We start from the raw sequence: 17,632 nt of genomic DNA on the forward strand, positions 1-17,632 counted from the left end.
ATAGTTTGTGGTTGGCGGTTGGCGGTTAATTGTTAATGGTTTGTGGTTTGTGGTTTGTGGGTTATAATCCATTGTTAATGGATAACTCATAACGGTAAAAACTTAGCACCTCAGCACCTCAGCCTCTCAGCACCTCAAAAAAAACCGCCTGCTTCAAAAGAAACAGACGGTATCTACAATTAATATATAACCTTGATTACTACAAAATATAGTCGGTATTAATAAAATTTGATTCTTTGCTGTTAAGCAATTCCTGCAGAATCTCATTATTATAATCGATATCTTTTGAAGCTACAAACGTACGAATGGAGAAAGAACGCAAAGCATCTGGAATACTCAAAGTTCCTACGGCCGAATCTTTACGGCCTGTAAAAGGGAATGCATCCGGCCCTCTTTGGCATGAGCTGTTAAGGTTTACTCTGCAAACTAAATTTACCAAGGCATCAATAAGCGGTGCAAGTGTTTTGATGTCTTTACCAAACAAACTTACTTGCTGTCCATAATTGGATTCTGCCATATCAACTAAAGGTTCTTTAATATCTGTAAAAGAAAGTACTGGAATTACGGGTCCAAATTGTTCTTCATGATAAACGCGCATTTCCTTATTTACTGGATATAAAACTGCTGGAAAAATATAATTATCAGTATGTTTTCCTCCTTTTTCATTAATAATTTTTGCGCCTTTTCCGGTTGCATCATCAATTAAACCTTGAATATAATTTGGTTTATCTGTTTCTGGAAGCGGTGTTAATGAAACTCCTTTTTCCCAAGGATTTCCAAAAGTCAATGCATCTACCTTTTCAGCAAAACGTCTGTTGAATTCTTCTCTAATAGATTCATGAACATATAACACTTTTAAAGCCGTACAACGGCGCCCGTTAAACGATAAAGTTCCTGCAATACATTCTTGGATAGCCAAATCTAAATCGGCATCTGGTAAAATAATAGCTGGATTTTTGGCTTCTAGACCTAAAATTAAACGCAGTCTGTTTTTGTTTGGATGCTGATCTTGTAAAGCAATCGCCGATTTACTGTTTCCAATTAATGCCAAAACATCAATTTTTCCAGATTTCATAATCGGAGAAGCCACTTCACGCCCTCTACCGTAAACAATATTGATTACGCCTTTTGGAAAACTGCTTCTAAAAGCTTCTAATAATGGCGAAATACATAAAACACCATGTTTAGCCGGTTTAAAAATCACCGTGTTTCCCATAATTAAAGCAGGAATCAACAATGAAAAAGTTTCATTTAAAGGATAATTGTAAGGTCCAAGACACAATACAACTCCAAGAGGTCCGCGACGAATCATTGCGTTTACACCTTGTACTTTTTCAAAATGCGAACTGCGTCCGTTTAATTCCTTGTAGCTGTCAATAGTATCGTAAATATATTCTACAGTTCTGTCGAATTCTTTTTGTGAATCTCCAAGGTTTTTTCCAATTTCCCACATCAAAAGTTTAACCACTTCTTCGCGGGTTTCTTTCATCTGTTTCACAAAATTTTCCATGCTTTTTATACGATCCGCTACTTTCATAGTCGGCCATAAGCCTTGGCCCATATCGTATGCATTGGTAGCGACTTCGACAACTTCTGCCGCTTCTTTATCTCCCATAAAAGGAATAGATCCTAGTAAAGTCGGCGAATATTTTTCAGTTGAAGAAATAGTTGAAAACACAGGTGTGGTTTGCCCTGTCCATTGTTTCAATTCTCCATTTACAAGATAAGTATCTTGATTTATCAGCGTATTTATCTGATATTCTTCTGGTATAAAACTCATAATTTGGTTGTTTAATGGTCTGGTAATTCTATTTTCAAAAGAAAAAAGAGGCTTTAATATGCCTCTTCTTCTTTTATGGTTGTATTGTTTCGCCTTCCCAATCCAAGATTCCGCCAAGCAGATTGTAAGCATTTTGTATACCCAATTCGTTCATTACCTGACATGCTTTTGCACTTCTAGCACCAGAACGGCAGTATACATAGTAATTTTTATTTTTGTCTAATTCTTCGATTTCATAAATAAACCCCTGCCCTTTATTGATATCAATGTTTAAAGCATTTTCAATATAGCCGTCATTAAATTCGTCTTCAGTTCTTACGTCAAGTATAACTGCATTTTCGTCAGCCTCTAACTGTGCAACCCAATCTTCTTGTGATAAATTCATAATAAAATGTCTTTTTGTAAAATTACGACGTTTCTTTCTATAAAAAACGTACCAAATGCGATTTCGATTATTATTCTCAGAAAACGTTTTAGAGAAACTATTATAATCAGTGATTTACAAATTTACTTACTATTTTTAAAAATTCAGTCCACAAAATCGATAGAAAATAGGATTTTTTCATTTACACAAAATACATCTTAAATATAGTTTTATGCCAATCAATACCATTTCAATCTATTATCTTTGTAAAAAATTATATATTTTAATCTCTTTTTGATAAAACTAAAGATATTAAAAAACATCTGTCAGTTCAAGCAAAGTTTACAATCTTACGTCGCTCGATGTGATAAAATCATTTAATTCAATGCAAAATTCATTACAAAATATCTTTCCTAATTTCTCCAGTGAACTTATCGCAACTATTGAAGAAAACGGAAGTCTTCAGGATTTTGAAGCCGGCACTATTTTAATGCGTACCGGACAATACATTAAAAACACCGTTCTAATCACCAAAGGTAAAATCAAGATTTACCGCGAAGGAGAAGATGGCGGCGAATTCTTAATGTATTATTTACAACCCGGACAAGCCTGTGCTATCTCGATGATTTGTACTGCAAAAAGTGAGAAAAGCCAGATTATGGCAAAAGTTGTAGAAAATGTTTCTGTAATGATGATTCCGTCGCAATTAATGGACAAATGGATGATGGAACACAGAAGCTGGTACGAATTTGTTATCGAAACTTACCGAAGCCGTTTTGAAGAAGTACTGGAAGTTGTTGATAATATTGCTTTCCGTTCTATGGATGAACGTTTAGAATTTTACTTAAAAAGACATTCTGATGCCTGCGGTTGTTCTGAAGTGAATTTATCGCACCAAGAAATTGCTACAGAACTAAATACTTCTCGAGAAGTGGTTTCCAGATTACTCAAAAAAATGGAACAGAGAGGTTTGGTCAAACTCAATCGAAACCAGATTGAGTTACTGAAATAGTTTTTTGCCACGAATTTCACGGATTGCACTAATTTATTTCTTAAAACGATTGTCAATTCGAGCGTCCCGAGACTTCGGGAGAGAACCTGCCTAGCATTTCGACTTTGCTCAATGTGTCATGCGAATTAATGAATTTGTGTCAAAAAAATAGAAAATCTCGTTCTGTGATAAATGTTACTGTGGGATTCTAATTTCCGAAGCAACTTTGCATCAAAATAAATGCAATGGAATATTTAGGATTTTTTGCTTCAATCATAATCGGAATTTCGCTTGGCTTAATTGGCGCGACGGTTCTATTCTGACTATTCCTATTTTAGTTTATTTATTTAAAGTAAATCCAGACCAGGCAACTTCATACTCTTTATTCATTGTTGGATTAACTGCTTTATCAGGAAGTTACAGCCATTATAAAATGGGAAATCTGAAACTGAAATCGGCTTTGTATTTTGCAGTTCCGTCGGTTATTTCCATTTTAATTATTCGCGAAGTCATATTTCCTCAAATTGCTTGCAACCTTATTTTGTGTAGCGTCTTATACTGTTTCAAAAGATTTTCTGATCATGATTATCTTTTCTGTATTAATGATTACGGCGACAATTTCGATGATCAGAAAAAATCAGCCAGAAATAAAAACAACCGAAACCAATTATCTGCGACTAAGTTTAATTGGCTTTTTAGTCGGAATCGTAACTGGGTTTCTAGGAGCGGGCGGCTGCTTTTTAATTATTCCTGCGCTTCTTTTTTTCGCCAATTTACCTATGAAGCAAGCTGTTGGAACTTCATTATTAATTATAACAATTAATTCTTCAATAGGTTTTGCAGGTGATTTATATATCGGAACACCACTCGATTATACATTTTTACTAAGTGTTTCTGCAATGGCTTTAATCGGGATGATTATTGGAAGCCGACTTTCTAAAAAAATCGATGGCTCAAAACTAAAACCAATTTTTGGATGGTTTGTGCTTGTAATGGGTTTTTACATCATTACAAAAGAAGTTTTGTTTTAACTTTTAAAATTTGAAGCAGATCGCCAATCTGTCTAGATTTTTATTTAAATATTTTGAATTTAGTTTTACTTGTAGAGTAATCTTTGTCAAAGTTTTTACACTTTGACAAAGATGAAACTAAAAAGTAAGTTTTAAATTTCTCCAAACCTGTCTTTATAACGTTCAAGCTCATTTTCGGTTCGGTTCAGAAGTTTTTCCAGCGACTGAATTTTGTCTTCGTAAAGTTCTTTTAAAATAGCAGTATTATCAGTATTAATCAAAATACTTCCGTTATTGTTTCCTGTAATTTTATTAAAATTATTGAAATACTTATCGTAGTCAAAGCTTATAATATCTTCCACTCTAACATCCAAAATCCTTCCTATTTCAACCAATTTTTCGTAACTCAAAGAAGTTTTTCCTTTTTCAATTTTACTGTAACCCGCCTGCGTTACACCTAATCTTTCTGCCATGTATTCTTGAGTATAATTTTTTAACTCTCTAATATTTTTAATCTTGTTTTTAATCGTTGCGGCCATAATTTTTTCTGATTTGGAGGTCATGTATAGTTAAAACAGCCAGCTGTTAAACTCTTTAACAGCATACCTATACTTATTTTTGGGTAAATTAAGCGACTCTATAATTGGGAATTTATAAAGCGAGCAGTTCGTTAATTTTTTCTTTTACTATTGAAATAAACATACATAAAACTGCCATTATGAAAACTATATCATAACGGGAAACATTACATATAAATATTTCTCTATTTTTATTTAAGCAGTTCTTTTTATACTTCTTTCAAACTGAAGTTCTAAGTAGTAATCTATCTGTTTACCAATCAAAGTACGGTCTTTAGATTCTATTTTGGTTCTTATTTTATTTTTATAAATATCTTTTACAAAAACAAAATAAATAGATTCTTCCTTATCATTAAATGTTGTCGCTACTATAAGGCTGTAGCAGAAAATTGCAGGAATAATATAATAAAGATTCTCTAGATCAAAGAAAATCATGCAGTAGTAAGCTCACGCGGTTACGGCAATAAAAGCGCCGTTTTCCAAAAAGTATTTTTTCTTTTTTTTCAGCAGTCCAATCTCTTTTATTTCATCAAAATTGTACTGCCAGCTTTCAGATTTGTAGTGAAATCTAATCTTGTCGGGAAAAATTGTTAAAGGCATAATAAATTGTAGGTAAAAAATAAATTTAAATGTTTTTTGTATAAATTATTTTTTAAGAATCATTGGGGGGAAATTCTTAGCTACGCAATATTAAGCATTAACTTCTTGTTTTTCTTACAACTAAAATTATAGAATATAACTTTTAGTTGTAATTAAATCTTTAATGAAAGTTTATTTTATTTATTAGTAATAAAATGTCCTTAATCAGGAGGTTTTTGTTTTGGGCGTTTCCTCAGGCCGGGCTATCCGCTTGTATCTTTTCCTTGTTAAAGGAACAAGAAAAAGGATACCGCTCCTATCCCTAACGCACACTAGGGTGAAATGCACATTCTCATTTTCAAAATTCATCGTAACTCATAAGTCCATTGTACTGTTTTTTTATCAAATTCAACAGCTAAATAAGTTACATAATCAACTGCAATATTCGTTTCTTTACTTTTACGCATTTCCCAAACCTTCACTTTTTTAAGTAATTCTATCGTATATTTTTCAAATTCATTTAAAGGTCTTTTACTTTTTACGTGAAACTCTTTCAACAATCCAAAAACTGGATCAACTTTAAAATCTTCATGTGATTTATACCAGTCGAAAAAATTAAAAACAGAAACTAATTCTCCTTTTTTATTAATGAATAATGTAAAAAGTCCATATTGTTCATCACTTTTCCATGCTTTCTCATATTTAAAAATTGAGTCAATATTCGTTATGGGTTTCGGAAAATTAAATTCATATCTAACATCATTTTCATTGCCATATATATAGTCATCTAATTTAAAATCATTCCCATTATCAAGCACTTTTTGTAAATAAGAATCTACACCCTTATTGCTTATAACCTGTGAATTTGAACACCTAAGACCAAAATTCAATTTTCCGTTAAACTCAGAAGCAAACACAAGCAATTTCTGATCATTATAAACTTCAGAGTAACAGGAATTTTGGAAATATTTTTTATTTTCATAATAAAATGTAAAAGATAATTCTTTAGGAATATCTCCTTTCTTATAATTCTTAAGTACTTTAACTTTGATAGTGTAAGCTGTGGAATCACTGCTAATTTTTTTACTTGTAACTAGTCCTTCAAAAACATACTTTGAAGAGTAAAATTCTAAAATTGGTTTTGGCGTATAACAATCGCAAGCAACTGCTTTTATGCATACAGATAAGAAAAGAAAGGTTATTATGATTTTTTCCATGATATTTTGCCTACACCAAATTACCCAAGATTAGCTGGAGATTAAAAAATTTATAATTATAAGCTTGAGCCAAACTTTATATTTGGCTAAAGCCTGATCATCTCTTAAAAAAAACTCCAGTTAAAACTGGAGGCAATTTATATAGTCAAATTATTAAAGATACCGCTTCTATCCCTAACGCTCACTCAGGTAAAATGACGTTTTTCGTTTAAAATTTTCAATGAATTGCCTCCAGCTTTAGCTGGAGATAAACAAATTTATACAAATAAAAGGCTTTAGCCAAACTTACTATTTTGGCTAAAGCCTTATGATCCATCTAAACAAAAACCTCCAGTTAAAACTGGAGGCAATTTATATAATCAGATTATTGAAGATACCGCTTCTATCCCTAACGCACACAAAGATTAAATGATGATTTTCGTTTAAAATTTTCAATGAATTACCTCCAGCTTTAGATGGAGATAAACAAATTTATACAAATAAAAGGCTTTAGCCAAACTTACTATTTTGGCTAAAGCCTTATGATCCATCTAAACAAAAAACCTCCAGTTAAAACTGGAGGCAATTTATATAATTAATTCGTGAAAATTTCATTTTCTCTTTATAGATGGATTTTACCATAGTACAAATGGATTTATTTTAATTTGACTAACATATTTAAAGAATCAAATTCAACAATTGACAAATCAAGCTTTTGTTTTGGATACATTTTATCTTGCCCTAAAATCTGTAAACATTCTTCATAATTTGCGATACCATAAAAAACTTCTCCAATATCTACAATAACTCCTTGAGGATAAAAACACAAAATTTCTCCAGTAACTCTATCATTTAAATTCTTGTTTAATTTAAATTCTTCCCAAAACTTTAAATGAGTTAATTTAGATTTTGTCCATATTTGAGAAAATTCATTTTCAAAAATTTCAGTTATAAAATCTAAACTATCAATAAAACTTCCCTCAGGAAGAAAATAATTTCTATCGTCTATGGTTAAAAATGTATTTACATATTGACCATCCACTTCGTAAACAGCTCTTAAGCAATAAAGTTCTTCGTCCAATTCAAGAAAACAGATTATTGATTCTTCATCACAATATTTATAATAGCTATTCATTTTACTTAAATTTAAAATACAAAAGTAAGATTTATCCTTCTTAAAACAAAAAACCTCCAGTTAAAACAGGAGGCAATTTATATAATCAATTCGTGAAAATTTGTGCAATTCGTGGCAAAAAAAATCAAAAAACTCAATGCTCCCCATATCCAATATCATCCATTTTCCCGCTGAATACACGATATTGAATAATAAAGTAGACAATCACCAGAAACAGAGCGATAAAAAACCAGCTCAAGCCAGCGTTTAATCCGTATTCGTGTCTTTGCGGTGTTGTAAATCGTTAGGGACGGATTTACATTATTTGTTGAAGGAAGCACATTTGGAAAAATCGAAACCGCTGTAGAAGCAAATCCGCCGACTAAAAATAAAGTCGAAAATATAAAACCGTGACCGTCTTTTTGAAACGAACGTACTTTAAACAATCCTAAAATCCCAGCAAAAGTCATTAGCGGGAAAAACCATAAAATAGGATTTTCGACAAAATTATGAAATGGCTTTGGTTCGATAAAATGCCAGATTTGAAGTGAAATACAAACTAAAACCAACAGCACGATATTCAATCCAAAAACCACTTTTTTAAGTTTCGGATTCAGAGAAGAATTTGTTTTATAAATAATCCAGTTTGCACCGTGAATTGTCAAAGCAACAACACTCACAATTCCCAAGAAAAGCGTAAACCAATCAATAATCCCTAACTCATTTGCCTGCGGACTAAATGTTGGATTCCATAAAGGCAGAAAGAAATAATGTGCTTCTTGAGTAGAAATGCCATTTTGAACCATTCCGAGATTGACACCGCGAACGATATTTCCCAAAGCAATTCCGAAAAACAAAGCTAAAAGCAGACTTGCAATTCCGAAAGCTTTATCCCAAATACTTTCCCACATAGGATGATGCACCTGTCCGCGCATTTCTAAACCAATTGCACGAAAAATCAACAGCCATAAAATCATAATCAAAGGCAGATAAAAACCGCTGAAAGAGGATGCATACAGCGTTGGAAAAGCAAAAAACAAAACACCTCCAGCTGCAATCAGCCAAACTTCATTGGCATCCCAAAATGGCCCAATCGAATTTGTTATTACTTTTTTATCTCTTTCTGTATCTGCAAAAAATAAATGAATAATTCCTGCACCAAAATCATAACCGTCTAAAACGAGATAAACGGCCAAAATTCCCATTAAAACTACGTACCAAAAAAATTCCATAACTATATTTTTTCTGTTGAAAGTTCCACATGATGCGGTCCTTTATTGATAATTTTTCCAATTAGAAGTAAAAACAACATTCCGAGCAAAAGATATAATCCTATGAATCCAAGCAATGTGAACAATGTATTTCCAGAAGAAACGGTTGGCGAAGCTCCTGCAGATGTTCTCAGTAAATTATAAACCAGCCAAGGCTGTCTTCCTAACTCTGCCGTATACCAGCCTGTTGTATTTGCTATATATGGAAATGGCATCATAAACATTAAAGACCATAAAATCCATTTGGTTTCGAATAATTTCCCTCTGATTAATTGAAAAAGAGAAAGTACCATCAACCCAATAAAAACCGTTCCGAGTCCAACCATAATATGATACGCATAATACAATCCAGAGATATTTGTTGGATGAAGATCTTCTTCAAACTGGTCTAAACCTTTAATTTCCTGATCCCAGTTTCCATAAGTCAGAAAACTCAAAATATTAGGAACAGCAATTTTATTATCCAGTTTTTTGTCTTTTACATCGGGCTGACCAATTAAAACAATTTCAGACCCTTTTTTCTCGGTATGGAAAATTCCCTCCATTGCGACGAAAAGTTACAGGCTGGTATTTTACCACATTTTTTGCTAGTAAATCACCCGTTGGAACCGCAACAATAATACTTGAAATCAATCCGAAGATTACGCCTGTTTTCAGGAACAATTTCCCAAAAGAAACATTCTTCTGACTCAAAATATAGAAAGCTCCAATTCCAGCCACAACAAATGAACTCGTTACTAAAGAAGTGACTTGATTATGCAAATAAGAAGGCCACAACCACGGATTTAGAAATAGCGCTTTAAAATTCGTTAAAACAAATCTGCCGTTTTCCAGAATTTCATATCCAACAGGATTCTGCATCCAGGAATGTGTGGCAATAATTAAATAACCGCTGGCCCAAGAACCAATCATAATTAATACTCCGGTTACAAAATGCCATTTATGTCCGAGGAGTTTTTCTCCAAATAAAAATATTCCCAGAAAGGAAGATTCAAGAAAGAAAGAAAACATTCCTTCCATTGCGAGTGTCTGCCCAATAATTCCTCCAGTTAACTCGGAGAATTTTGCCCAGTTGGTTCCAAATTGAAATTCCATCGGAATTCCTGTTACAACGCCCATTGCAAAATTGAGGGCGAAGATTTTCATCCAGAAATGGGTGGCGTGATTGTATTGTTCGTCTTTAGTTTTTAAGTATTTCCATTTGAAGTAAACTATAATGAGCGAAAGACCCATTGTAAGCTGTGGAAAAAGATAATGAAAAGTAATGGTGAATGCGAATTGCATTCGATCATAAAAGAGCATTTCTTCCATAAGTGGTATTTTGTTTATGAAGTTCTACAAATTTACCCATTAAAACCCGAATTAGCCCCCTTTAAAAAAAGTTTATCGCCTGATATTTGTTAAACTTTTCAACAATTTGAAGGGTAGAAATGACACTTATGCGTTACAGCAACTTTGTCAAAGTTCGAAACTTTGACAAAGTTTACGTCTTAAATTTTTAAACACCTAGATACATAGATTTTAAAGATTACAAAAGAAACTCGTTTCTACATAGCTGTATGTGTGCGTATGTAAAACATAGCCCGCGGTTTCAACCGCGGGAACGCAATGCATCAATCCGTATTTCCCAACCCGCGGTTTAAACCGCGGGAACGCTACGAATCAAATCCGTATCTCACAATCACACGGTTTTAACCAGAGCCACAATGCATAATCCCAATACGTGTCCCACGGTTGAAACCGTGGGCTATGTTTGATTACGCTGGCTATATTTAATCTTTCTTCAAAATCCCTTTTTCAACGCTGTCATTAATCAAACCTTCAGCATAATTCCATAAAGATTTTGAACCATTTTTAATCACGCTCTTTTTTTCGTAGACCTTGTCGTATTTCACATCAAACTCTTTCCAGGTTCCGCCATTGTTAGACGTGTTTTGCAATAAAGGCTCCAGTCTGTCCATAGATCTTGCAAATCGGGCTTCATAGGTTTCTCCCATTTCGAATTCCTCCCAAATAGCAATAAATTCTTCTGCTTGTTTTTTAGGAAGTAAACCAAAAATACGATTTGCGACTACTCTTTCTTCATCAGTATTATCATGACTTTTTAAGGTATCATACATAAAAACATCACCAGAATCGATTTCAACAATATCGTGAATCAAAACCATTTTCACTACTTTCAAAACATCAATCGGTTCATCTGAATGTTCTGCCAAAACAATTGCCATTAATGCTAAATGCCAGCTGTGTTCCGCATCATTTTCGCGACGGTCGCTGTTAAATAATTTCGTTTTTCGCTGAATGTATTTTACTTTATCAATCTCTTTTATAAAAGCAATTTGATTTAATAAATCGTCTGTGTTCATATAACTGATTATTTTTTTTCTTAAAAATGACATTCGTCATATGCAAAATTAAAGCTTAAAGCTTAATTGCTCAACTTTAAATCAATTTATATAACTCCTATGGCAAGCATCAATATTATTTTTTAACAGAAATCAAATTTCTGTAACATTAGTCACCTATTTTCCCAGAAAACAGCCTTACATTTGTAACCCACATATTTTAGATTTCATATCATGAAAATAGAACAAATTTACACCGGATGTCTCGCACAAGGTGCTTATTATATTACCTCAGATGGTGAAGCGACCATTATAGATCCGCTAAGAGAAATACAACCTTACTTAGATCGTTTGGAACGTGACGAAGTGAAATTGAAATACATTTTTGAAACCCATTTCCACGCCGATTTCGTTTCTGGACACGTCGATTTAAGCAAAGAAACGGGCGCGCCAATTGTTTATGGACCAAACAGCCGCCTGCGAATTTGACTGCATTTCTGCAAAAGACGGACAAGAATTTAAAATCGGAAAAGTTACTATAAAAGCATTGCACACTCCTGGGCATACTATGGAAAGTACTACTTTTTTATTAGTTGATGAAAACGGAAAAGATCACGCTATTTTCTCTGGCGATACTTTATTTATCGGCGATGTCGGCCGTCCAGATTTAGCTCAAAAAGTCGCGGGAATGACACAAGATGAACTGGCGGGAATTTTATTTCACTCTTTAAGAGATAAAATCATGACTTTGGCCGATGACGTAATTGTTTATCCTGCGCACGGTGCGGGAAGCGCCTGCGGCAAAAACATGAGTAAAGAAACAGTTTCGACAATTGGAAACCAGAAAGCGACAAATTATGCTTTGCGCGCCACTATGACCGAAGCTGAATTTATTGAAGAAGTAACCGATGGTTTACTTCCTCCTCCAGCCTACTTTAGTATGAATGTTGCAATGAATAAACAAGGTTATGAAAGTTTTGAATCGGTTTTACACAACGGAATGAAAGCTATAAAAGTTGATGAATTTGAAGCTATTGCAGAAGAAACTGATGCTTTAATTTTAGACACGAGAAGTGCTGCTGATTTTAGCAAAGGATTTATTCCGCAGTCAATTAATATTGGAATCAATGGTGATTTTGCACCGTGGGTTGGAACTTTAATTGCAAATGTAAAACAGCCAATTGTATTGGTTACTGTCGCCGGAATGGAAGAAGAAACCGTAACACGTTTAAGCCGTGTAGGTTTTGATACTATTATCGGACATTTAGAAGGCGGATTTGAATCTTGGCAAAAGGCAGGTTTTGAAACAGATACCGTAAACAGAATTACAGCCGAACAGTTTGCAAACGAAGTGAATATCGAGACAGATAAAATTATCGACATTCGCAAAGAAACAGAATACGCCGCAGAACATATTGAAGATGCATACAGCAAACCTCTCGCTTATATTAATGACTGGGTAAAAGACATTAATCCAAATGAGCATTTTTATCTGCATTGCGCCGGCGGTTACCGCAGTATGATCGCCGCTTCTATTTTACAGGCACGCGGATTTAGAAATTTCTCTGAAGTTGATGGTGGTTTTGGAGCAATTTCAAAAACAAATCTTCCAAAATCAGATTTTATTTGTCAAAGTAAAGTATTGAAATAATTTTAAGGTACAAAGAGGCAAAGGTTCAAAGTCGCAAAGTTTTTTCCTTTGAACCTCTGTACCTTTGAACCTTTGAACCTAAAAATATGCTAGAAATTTTAAAAGAACCTTGGCCTTGGTACGTTTCGGGTCCGTTGATTGGATTAACTGTTCCAATTTTATTAATTATTGGAAACAAGTCTTTCGGGATTAGTTCTTCGCTTCGTCATATTTGTGCGGCTTGTATTCCGGCAAATATTTCCTTTTTAAATACGATTGGAAAAAAGAAAGCTGGAATTTATTTTTCGTTTTCGGAATATTTTTGGGCGGTGTAATTGTCGCTTACTTTTTATCGAATCCAAATCCAGTGCAGATTACTCCTGAACTTTCAGAACAATTGGCTGGTTACGGAATTACAGATCATACTGGTTTGGTTCCCGCACAGCTTTTCTCTTGGGAGAGTCTGTTAACGCTTCGCGGCTTTATTATGATTGTTGTGGGAGGCTTTTTAGTGGGCTTCGGAACACGTTACGCTGGCGGATGCACCAGCGGACATGCGATTATGGGAATTTCAAATTTACAATGGCCTTCAGTTGTCGCTACAATCTGTTTTATGATTGGCGGTTTCGTTATGTCACTTTTGATTTTACCTTATATTCTTTCACTTTAAAATATCAAAAATGAGTACTTTAGAAAATAAAAATACCGATACAGAAGGAATCAACGCAAGTCTGAAAAAAGAAGCCGGATTTGCCAACCTTAAATATCTAATCGTTGGAATCCTTTTCGGAATTGTATTCGTAAAAGCAGAAATCATCAGCTGGTTTCGCATTCAGGAAATGTTTCACCTACAGTCATTCTTTATGTATGGCGTAATTGGAAGCGCAGTTGCTGTTGGCGTTATATCTGTTTTTATCATCAAAAAATTCAATATTAAAACACTTCAAGGCGAAAAAATCGAAATTCAGCCTAAAACCTTCAACAAAGGACAAATTTATGGCGGACTTATGTTTGGTTTTGGCTGGGCAATTACAGGCGCTTGTCCAGGTCCGCTTTTCGCGCAAATTGGAACAGGTGCAACGGTAATCGTAGTAACATTATTAAGTGCTATTGCAGGAACTTGGTTTTATGGATTAATTAAAGATAAATTACCTCATTGATTTTATTGTTTCTTTTGTTTCAAGTTTCATGTTTCACGTTGCTAAGAGAACTTGAAACCTCAAACTTGAAACCTTAAATAATAAGGGCGTGCCACCATCGCGATAAAAGGGCCAATTCACTTTACGCTCATTCGCCCTTTTACCGCGATGCTGTCGGGCTATCCGCACTGCTTCGGCAGTCAGCTTCTATCCCTCACGCGGACAAACGGGATTATAAAAATATTTTTTTTACCAAACCCGACAGGTTTTAAAATCTGTCGGGTTTGGTTTTTGTTTCATGTTTCATGTTTCATGTTCAAACAGGTGTCCCTACAGGACACAATCCGAAATAATCCATTTTTTTTCTACTGACGAAATATTCCTAGCGGAATATTAAAAAATTGTCTTTTCACTAAAAAAACAATCTACATCAAACCTGACAGGTTTTTAAAACCTGTCAGGTTTCTATTTTTGTTTCAAGTTTCAAGTTGCTTAACGAAAACCTGAAACTTGAAACTTGAAACCTGAAACTTGAAACAAAAACACAACTAATCTAATTTCGTTTTGTTAAGTTTGCTTTTAACAATTACATCCCTCAAAAACAAACATAAAAATGAATCGTTCTGAACAGTTATCCAAATTACAAAATACCGAACATTGGGACGTAATAATCATAGGCGGAGGTGCAAGCGGTCTTGGAACCGCTCTTGATGCCGCAAATCGAGGTTATACGACACTTTTACTCGAAGCGGTAGATTTTGCCAAAGGAACTTCAAGCAGAAGTACAAAATTGATTCATGGCGGTGTTCGTTATTTAGAACAAGGAAATATTCACCTTGTTCGGGAGGCATTAAAAGAAAGAGGTTTGCTGGCTCAAAATGCCAGTCATTTGGTCAAAAACCAAACATTTGTAATTCCAAACTACAATTGGTGGAGCGGTTACTTCTACACTTTCGGATTAAAAATTTACGATCTATTGGCGGGTTCTTTAAGTTTAGGCAGTTCTAAATACATTTCAAAGAAAAAAACTATTGAAATGCTTCCTAACGTAGAAGAAAAGGGCTTAGTAAATGGTGTCATTTATCACGACGGACAATTTGACGATTCCCGCTTAGCAATCAATATTGCGCAGACGGCTGTAGAAAATGGAGCCTGTCTTTTAAATTATACAAAAGTTGTCAATTTATTAAAAGACAATAAAAATCAAGTAATTGGTGTTCAGGCAGTCGATCAGGAAACTGGAAAAGCATATGATATAAAAGGTGCTCGCAATAATAAATGCTACGGGCGTTTTTACCAATGCTATCATGAAACTCAACGACAACGTTTACAAGAAATATATTGTTCCGAGTCAGGGAATTCACCTTGTATTTGATAAATCTTTTCTGCCCGGCGAAGAAGCATTAATGATTCCGAAAACAAAAGACGGAAGAGTTTTATTTGCTGTTCCGTGGCACAATCGCGTTGTAGTTGGAACAACTGATACTTTAATAAAAAAACAAAGTTTAGAGCCAATTGCATTAGAAAGTGAAATTGAATTTGTTTTGGAAACCGCACAACGCTTTTTAGCCAAAAAACCAACAAGGGCAGATGTACTTTCTGTTTTTGCAGGTTTACGTCCGCTAGTCGCGCCAAAAGAAGAAGGAAAAAGCACAAAGGAAGTTTCCAGGAGTCATAAAATCATCGTTTCTGAAACTGGCTTAATAACCATTACCGGAGGAAAATGGACAACTTATAGAAAAATAGCTGAAGATATAATAGACAAAGCAATAACTAAAGGAAAACTTCCTCACAAACCTTGCGACACAACACATTTAGCTATTCACGGAAAAAAAGCTACGAATAATGCTGACCGCAAAAATCACTTGTACATTTATGGTTCTGATATTCCAAAAATACTGCAATTACAACAAGATCAGCCCGAATTAAAAGAAAAACTACACCCTGATCACGAATTTACGATGGCAGAAGTAGTTTGGGCAATTCGCTACGAAATGGCTAGAACTATTGATGATATTTTGGCAAGACGTGTTCGCCTTTTGTTTTTAGATGCAAGAGCGGCTATTCAGTCTGCCGAAAAAATTGCTCGATTATTAGCCAAAGAACTCGGACATGATGAAAATTGGATCTCTAAAGAAATTTCAAATTTCAAAGAGATTTCTAATGGTTTTCTACTTTCAGAGTTTAGAAACAAGTAGTTTTCAGCGATTTCAATCTATTAAATAATTTTAAAAGGCAAAATCTTGTCATTGTTCGCTTTTCAAATTTTTGAAGAAACATCATTTTATGGTATTTCAAAAATACATTTACAAATCTTTCTCTTAAGATCATCTTTTAGTTAAACATCAACAAATCAAAACTTTAAACCAAATAATTATCTATTTTTATTGTCGTTTTGAATTCATTTATCGGTTTCAATTCCTACATGTTTTTTTTAATTAACAAAAATTTAACATGACACTTGTATATACAACTATTAAAACTTCTACATTTGTATATACAAATTATACACTTACGACTATGACAATTGAAGAGGTTATTAAGAGTACTGTTAAGATGGATAATGAGAAAAAGGTTATTCTAAATATCATGTACACGCAGAATGTGATTCAGGATCATTTCAACGAGTTAATTAAACCGTATGATCTGTCTGGAGAACAATATAATGTGTTACGTATATTAAGAGGACAAAAAGGACAGCCTGCTAATATGTGCGTCATACAAGAACGAATGCTTGCAAAAACAAGCAATACAACACGATTGGTAGACAAATTATTATTAAAGGAGTTTGTAACTCGAAATGTTTGTCCAGATAATCGAAGAAAAATTGAAGTCTTGATTACTCAAAAAGGATTAGATGTTTTAAAAGAATTAGATCCTAAAGTAGATGCGCACGAACGTGCATTTGCAGAAAATATAAGCTCTGAAGAGCTAGAATTATTAAATACATTATTAGAAAAATACCGAACCCAACAAAATTAATATTATGAGCACACTTTTAGAAAATCTAAACTGGAGATATGCAACAAAAAAGTTTGATGCGACAAAAAAAATCTCTGAGGCAGATTTAAATACTTTAAAAGAAGCTGTCAGATTAACTGCTTCTTCATACGGATTACAGCCATATAAAGTGGTTATCGTAGAAAACCCTGAATTAAGAGAGCAGTTAAAAGTCACGCTTACGGACAAACTCAAATTACAGATGCTTCTCAATTATTTGTTTTTGCAAATGATTTAAATGCAGGACCAGAATCTGTGGTCGCTTACATTAAAAACATCAGCGAAACAAGAGGCGTTCCTACTGAAGCTTTAGGCGGATTCTCAGATATGATGAATGGCGTGATCTCAAATTTATCACAAGATGCTAAAAATATCTGGACAGCAAAACAAACTTATATCGCTTTAGGAACTTTACTTTCTCGTCTCGCTGAATTAAAAATCGATGCAACTCCAATGGAAGGTTTCAATCCTGCTTGCATTCAACGAAATTTTAGGTTTCGATAAATTAGGTTTAAACGCTTCTGTTATCGCAACTGTAGGTTACAGACATGATGAGGACGATTCTCAGCATCACAAAAAAGTTAGAAAATCTCACGAAGAATTATTTATCACTCTATAATTATTATTAATCCAAA

The 17,632-nt window shown here is 34.0% G+C and carries 11 protein-coding genes and 7 pseudogenes; 8 read left to right on the plus strand and 10 right to left on the minus strand.

Annotated features, from left to right (window positions below; translation table 11 throughout):
• Positions 1 to 199 precede the first annotated feature (199 nt).
• Positions 200 to 1,780 (minus strand): NADP-dependent glyceraldehyde-3-phosphate dehydrogenase, encoded by a 1,581-nt coding sequence (locus tag ACZZ95_RS27010; protein ID WP_463471451.1) that lies wholly within the window; start codon positions 1,778 to 1,780, stop codon positions 200 to 202.
• 73 nt (positions 1,781 to 1,853) lie between these two features.
• The gene (locus ACZZ95_RS27015; protein WP_463471452.1) at positions 1,854 to 2,165 is read right to left on the minus strand and encodes a rhodanese-like domain-containing protein; all 312 of its coding nucleotides are present in this window, start codon (positions 2,163 to 2,165) and stop codon (positions 1,854 to 1,856) included.
• Between the two features lie 364 nt (positions 2,166 to 2,529).
• Here ACZZ95_RS27015 and ACZZ95_RS27020 point away from each other — a divergent pair, with 364 nt between their 5' ends.
• On the plus strand, positions 2,530 to 3,156 hold the full coding sequence (locus ACZZ95_RS27020; protein ID WP_463471453.1) for a Crp/Fnr family transcriptional regulator: 627 nt from the start codon (positions 2,530 to 2,532) through the stop codon (positions 3,154 to 3,156).
• A 224-nt stretch (positions 3,157 to 3,380) separates the two neighbouring features.
• Positions 3,381 to 4,166: pseudogene (locus ACZZ95_RS27025) on the plus strand (sulfite exporter TauE/SafE family protein).
• A 131-nt stretch (positions 4,167 to 4,297) separates the two neighbouring features.
• Here ACZZ95_RS27025 and ACZZ95_RS27030 read toward each other — a convergent pair.
• From ACZZ95_RS27030 to ACZZ95_RS27065, 8 genes and pseudogenes are all read right to left on the minus strand, one after another.
• Positions 4,298 to 4,684, minus strand: coding sequence for a helix-turn-helix transcriptional regulator (locus tag ACZZ95_RS27030; protein ID WP_463471454.1), 387 nt, complete (start codon positions 4,682 to 4,684; stop codon positions 4,298 to 4,300).
• Between the two features lie 234 nt (positions 4,685 to 4,918).
• Positions 4,919 to 5,158, minus strand: coding sequence for a hypothetical protein (locus ACZZ95_RS27035; RefSeq protein WP_463471455.1), 240 nt, complete (start codon positions 5,156 to 5,158; stop codon positions 4,919 to 4,921).
• Positions 5,159 to 5,170: 12 nt separating this feature from the next.
• On the minus strand, positions 5,171 to 5,323 hold the full coding sequence (locus tag ACZZ95_RS27040; RefSeq protein WP_463471456.1) for a hypothetical protein: 153 nt from the start codon (positions 5,321 to 5,323) through the stop codon (positions 5,171 to 5,173).
• Positions 5,324 to 5,667: 344 nt separating this feature from the next.
• Positions 5,668 to 6,519, minus strand: a complete 852-nt coding sequence (locus ACZZ95_RS27045; RefSeq protein ID WP_463471457.1) for a hypothetical protein — start codon at positions 6,517 to 6,519, stop codon at positions 5,668 to 5,670.
• Between the two features lie 634 nt (positions 6,520 to 7,153).
• Entirely contained in the window at positions 7,154 to 7,633 is a 480-nt protein-coding gene (locus tag ACZZ95_RS27050) for a hypothetical protein (RefSeq protein WP_463471458.1), read from the minus strand.
• 133 nt (positions 7,634 to 7,766) lie between these two features.
• Positions 7,767 to 8,844 (minus strand): annotated as a pseudogene (gene cydB / locus ACZZ95_RS27055) (cytochrome d ubiquinol oxidase subunit II).
• 2 nt (positions 8,845 to 8,846) lie between these two features.
• A pseudogene (locus ACZZ95_RS27060) lies at positions 8,847 to 10,194 on the minus strand (cytochrome ubiquinol oxidase subunit I).
• A gap of 461 nt (positions 10,195 to 10,655) precedes the next feature.
• Positions 10,656 to 11,249, minus strand: coding sequence for an HD domain-containing protein (locus ACZZ95_RS27065; RefSeq protein WP_463471459.1), 594 nt, complete (start codon positions 11,247 to 11,249; stop codon positions 10,656 to 10,658).
• A 213-nt stretch (positions 11,250 to 11,462) separates the two neighbouring features.
• On the opposite strand from ACZZ95_RS27065, the pseudogene ACZZ95_RS27070 reads away from it, so the two are divergent.
• The 6 genes and pseudogenes from ACZZ95_RS27070 (at position 11,463) to ACZZ95_RS27095 (ending at position 17,616) form a co-directional block, all read left to right on the plus strand.
• Positions 11,463 to 12,879, plus strand: a pseudogene (locus tag ACZZ95_RS27070) (MBL fold metallo-hydrolase).
• Between the two features lie 86 nt (positions 12,880 to 12,965).
• Positions 12,966 to 13,528, plus strand: a pseudogene (locus ACZZ95_RS27075) (YeeE/YedE family protein).
• 10 nt (positions 13,529 to 13,538) lie between these two features.
• Entirely contained in the window at positions 13,539 to 14,018 is a 480-nt protein-coding gene (locus ACZZ95_RS27080; RefSeq protein ID WP_095951876.1) for a DUF6691 family protein, read from the plus strand.
• 592 nt (positions 14,019 to 14,610) lie between these two features.
• Positions 14,611 to 16,195 (plus strand): annotated as a pseudogene (locus tag ACZZ95_RS27085) (glycerol-3-phosphate dehydrogenase/oxidase).
• 322 nt (positions 16,196 to 16,517) lie between these two features.
• The gene (locus ACZZ95_RS27090) at positions 16,518 to 16,979 is read left to right on the plus strand and encodes a MarR family winged helix-turn-helix transcriptional regulator (RefSeq protein WP_095952067.1); all 462 of its coding nucleotides are present in this window, start codon (positions 16,518 to 16,520) and stop codon (positions 16,977 to 16,979) included.
• A 4-nt stretch (positions 16,980 to 16,983) separates the two neighbouring features.
• Positions 16,984 to 17,616: pseudogene (locus tag ACZZ95_RS27095) on the plus strand (NAD(P)H-dependent oxidoreductase).
• Positions 17,617 to 17,632 lie beyond the last annotated feature (16 nt).

The sequence above is a fragment of the Flavobacterium sp. AC267 genome, from assembly GCF_979258715.1.

Bases quoted from the DNA above. Each gene is read 5' to 3' on its own strand.
- ACZZ95_RS27030 (WP_463471454.1), bottom strand. From the start codon at position 4,684: ATGGCCGCAACGATTAAAAACAAGATTAAAAATATTAGAGAGTTAAAA.
- ACZZ95_RS27035 (WP_463471455.1), bottom strand. From the start codon at position 5,158: ATGATTTTCTTTGATCTAGAGAATCTTTATTATATTATTCCTGCAATT.
- ACZZ95_RS27045 (WP_463471457.1), bottom strand. From the start codon at position 6,519: ATGGAAAAAATCATAATAACCTTTCTTTTCTTATCTGTATGCATAAAA.
- ACZZ95_RS27080 (WP_095951876.1), top strand. From the start codon at position 13,539: ATGAGTACTTTAGAAAATAAAAATACCGATACAGAAGGAATCAACGCA.
- ACZZ95_RS27065 (WP_463471459.1), bottom strand. From the start codon at position 11,249: ATGAACACAGACGATTTATTAAATCAAATTGCTTTTATAAAAGAGATT.
- ACZZ95_RS27090 (WP_095952067.1), top strand. From the start codon at position 16,518: ATGACAATTGAAGAGGTTATTAAGAGTACTGTTAAGATGGATAATGAG.
- ACZZ95_RS27020 (WP_463471453.1), top strand. From the start codon at position 2,530: ATGCAAAATTCATTACAAAATATCTTTCCTAATTTCTCCAGTGAACTT.
- ACZZ95_RS27010 (WP_463471451.1), bottom strand. From the start codon at position 1,780: ATGAGTTTTATACCAGAAGAATATCAGATAAATACGCTGATAAATCAA.
- ACZZ95_RS27040 (WP_463471456.1), bottom strand. From the start codon at position 5,323: ATGCCTTTAACAATTTTTCCCGACAAGATTAGATTTCACTACAAATCT.
- ACZZ95_RS27015 (WP_463471452.1), bottom strand. From the start codon at position 2,165: ATGAATTTATCACAAGAAGATTGGGTTGCACAGTTAGAGGCTGACGAA.
- ACZZ95_RS27050 (WP_463471458.1), bottom strand. From the start codon at position 7,633: ATGAATAGCTATTATAAATATTGTGATGAAGAATCAATAATCTGTTTT.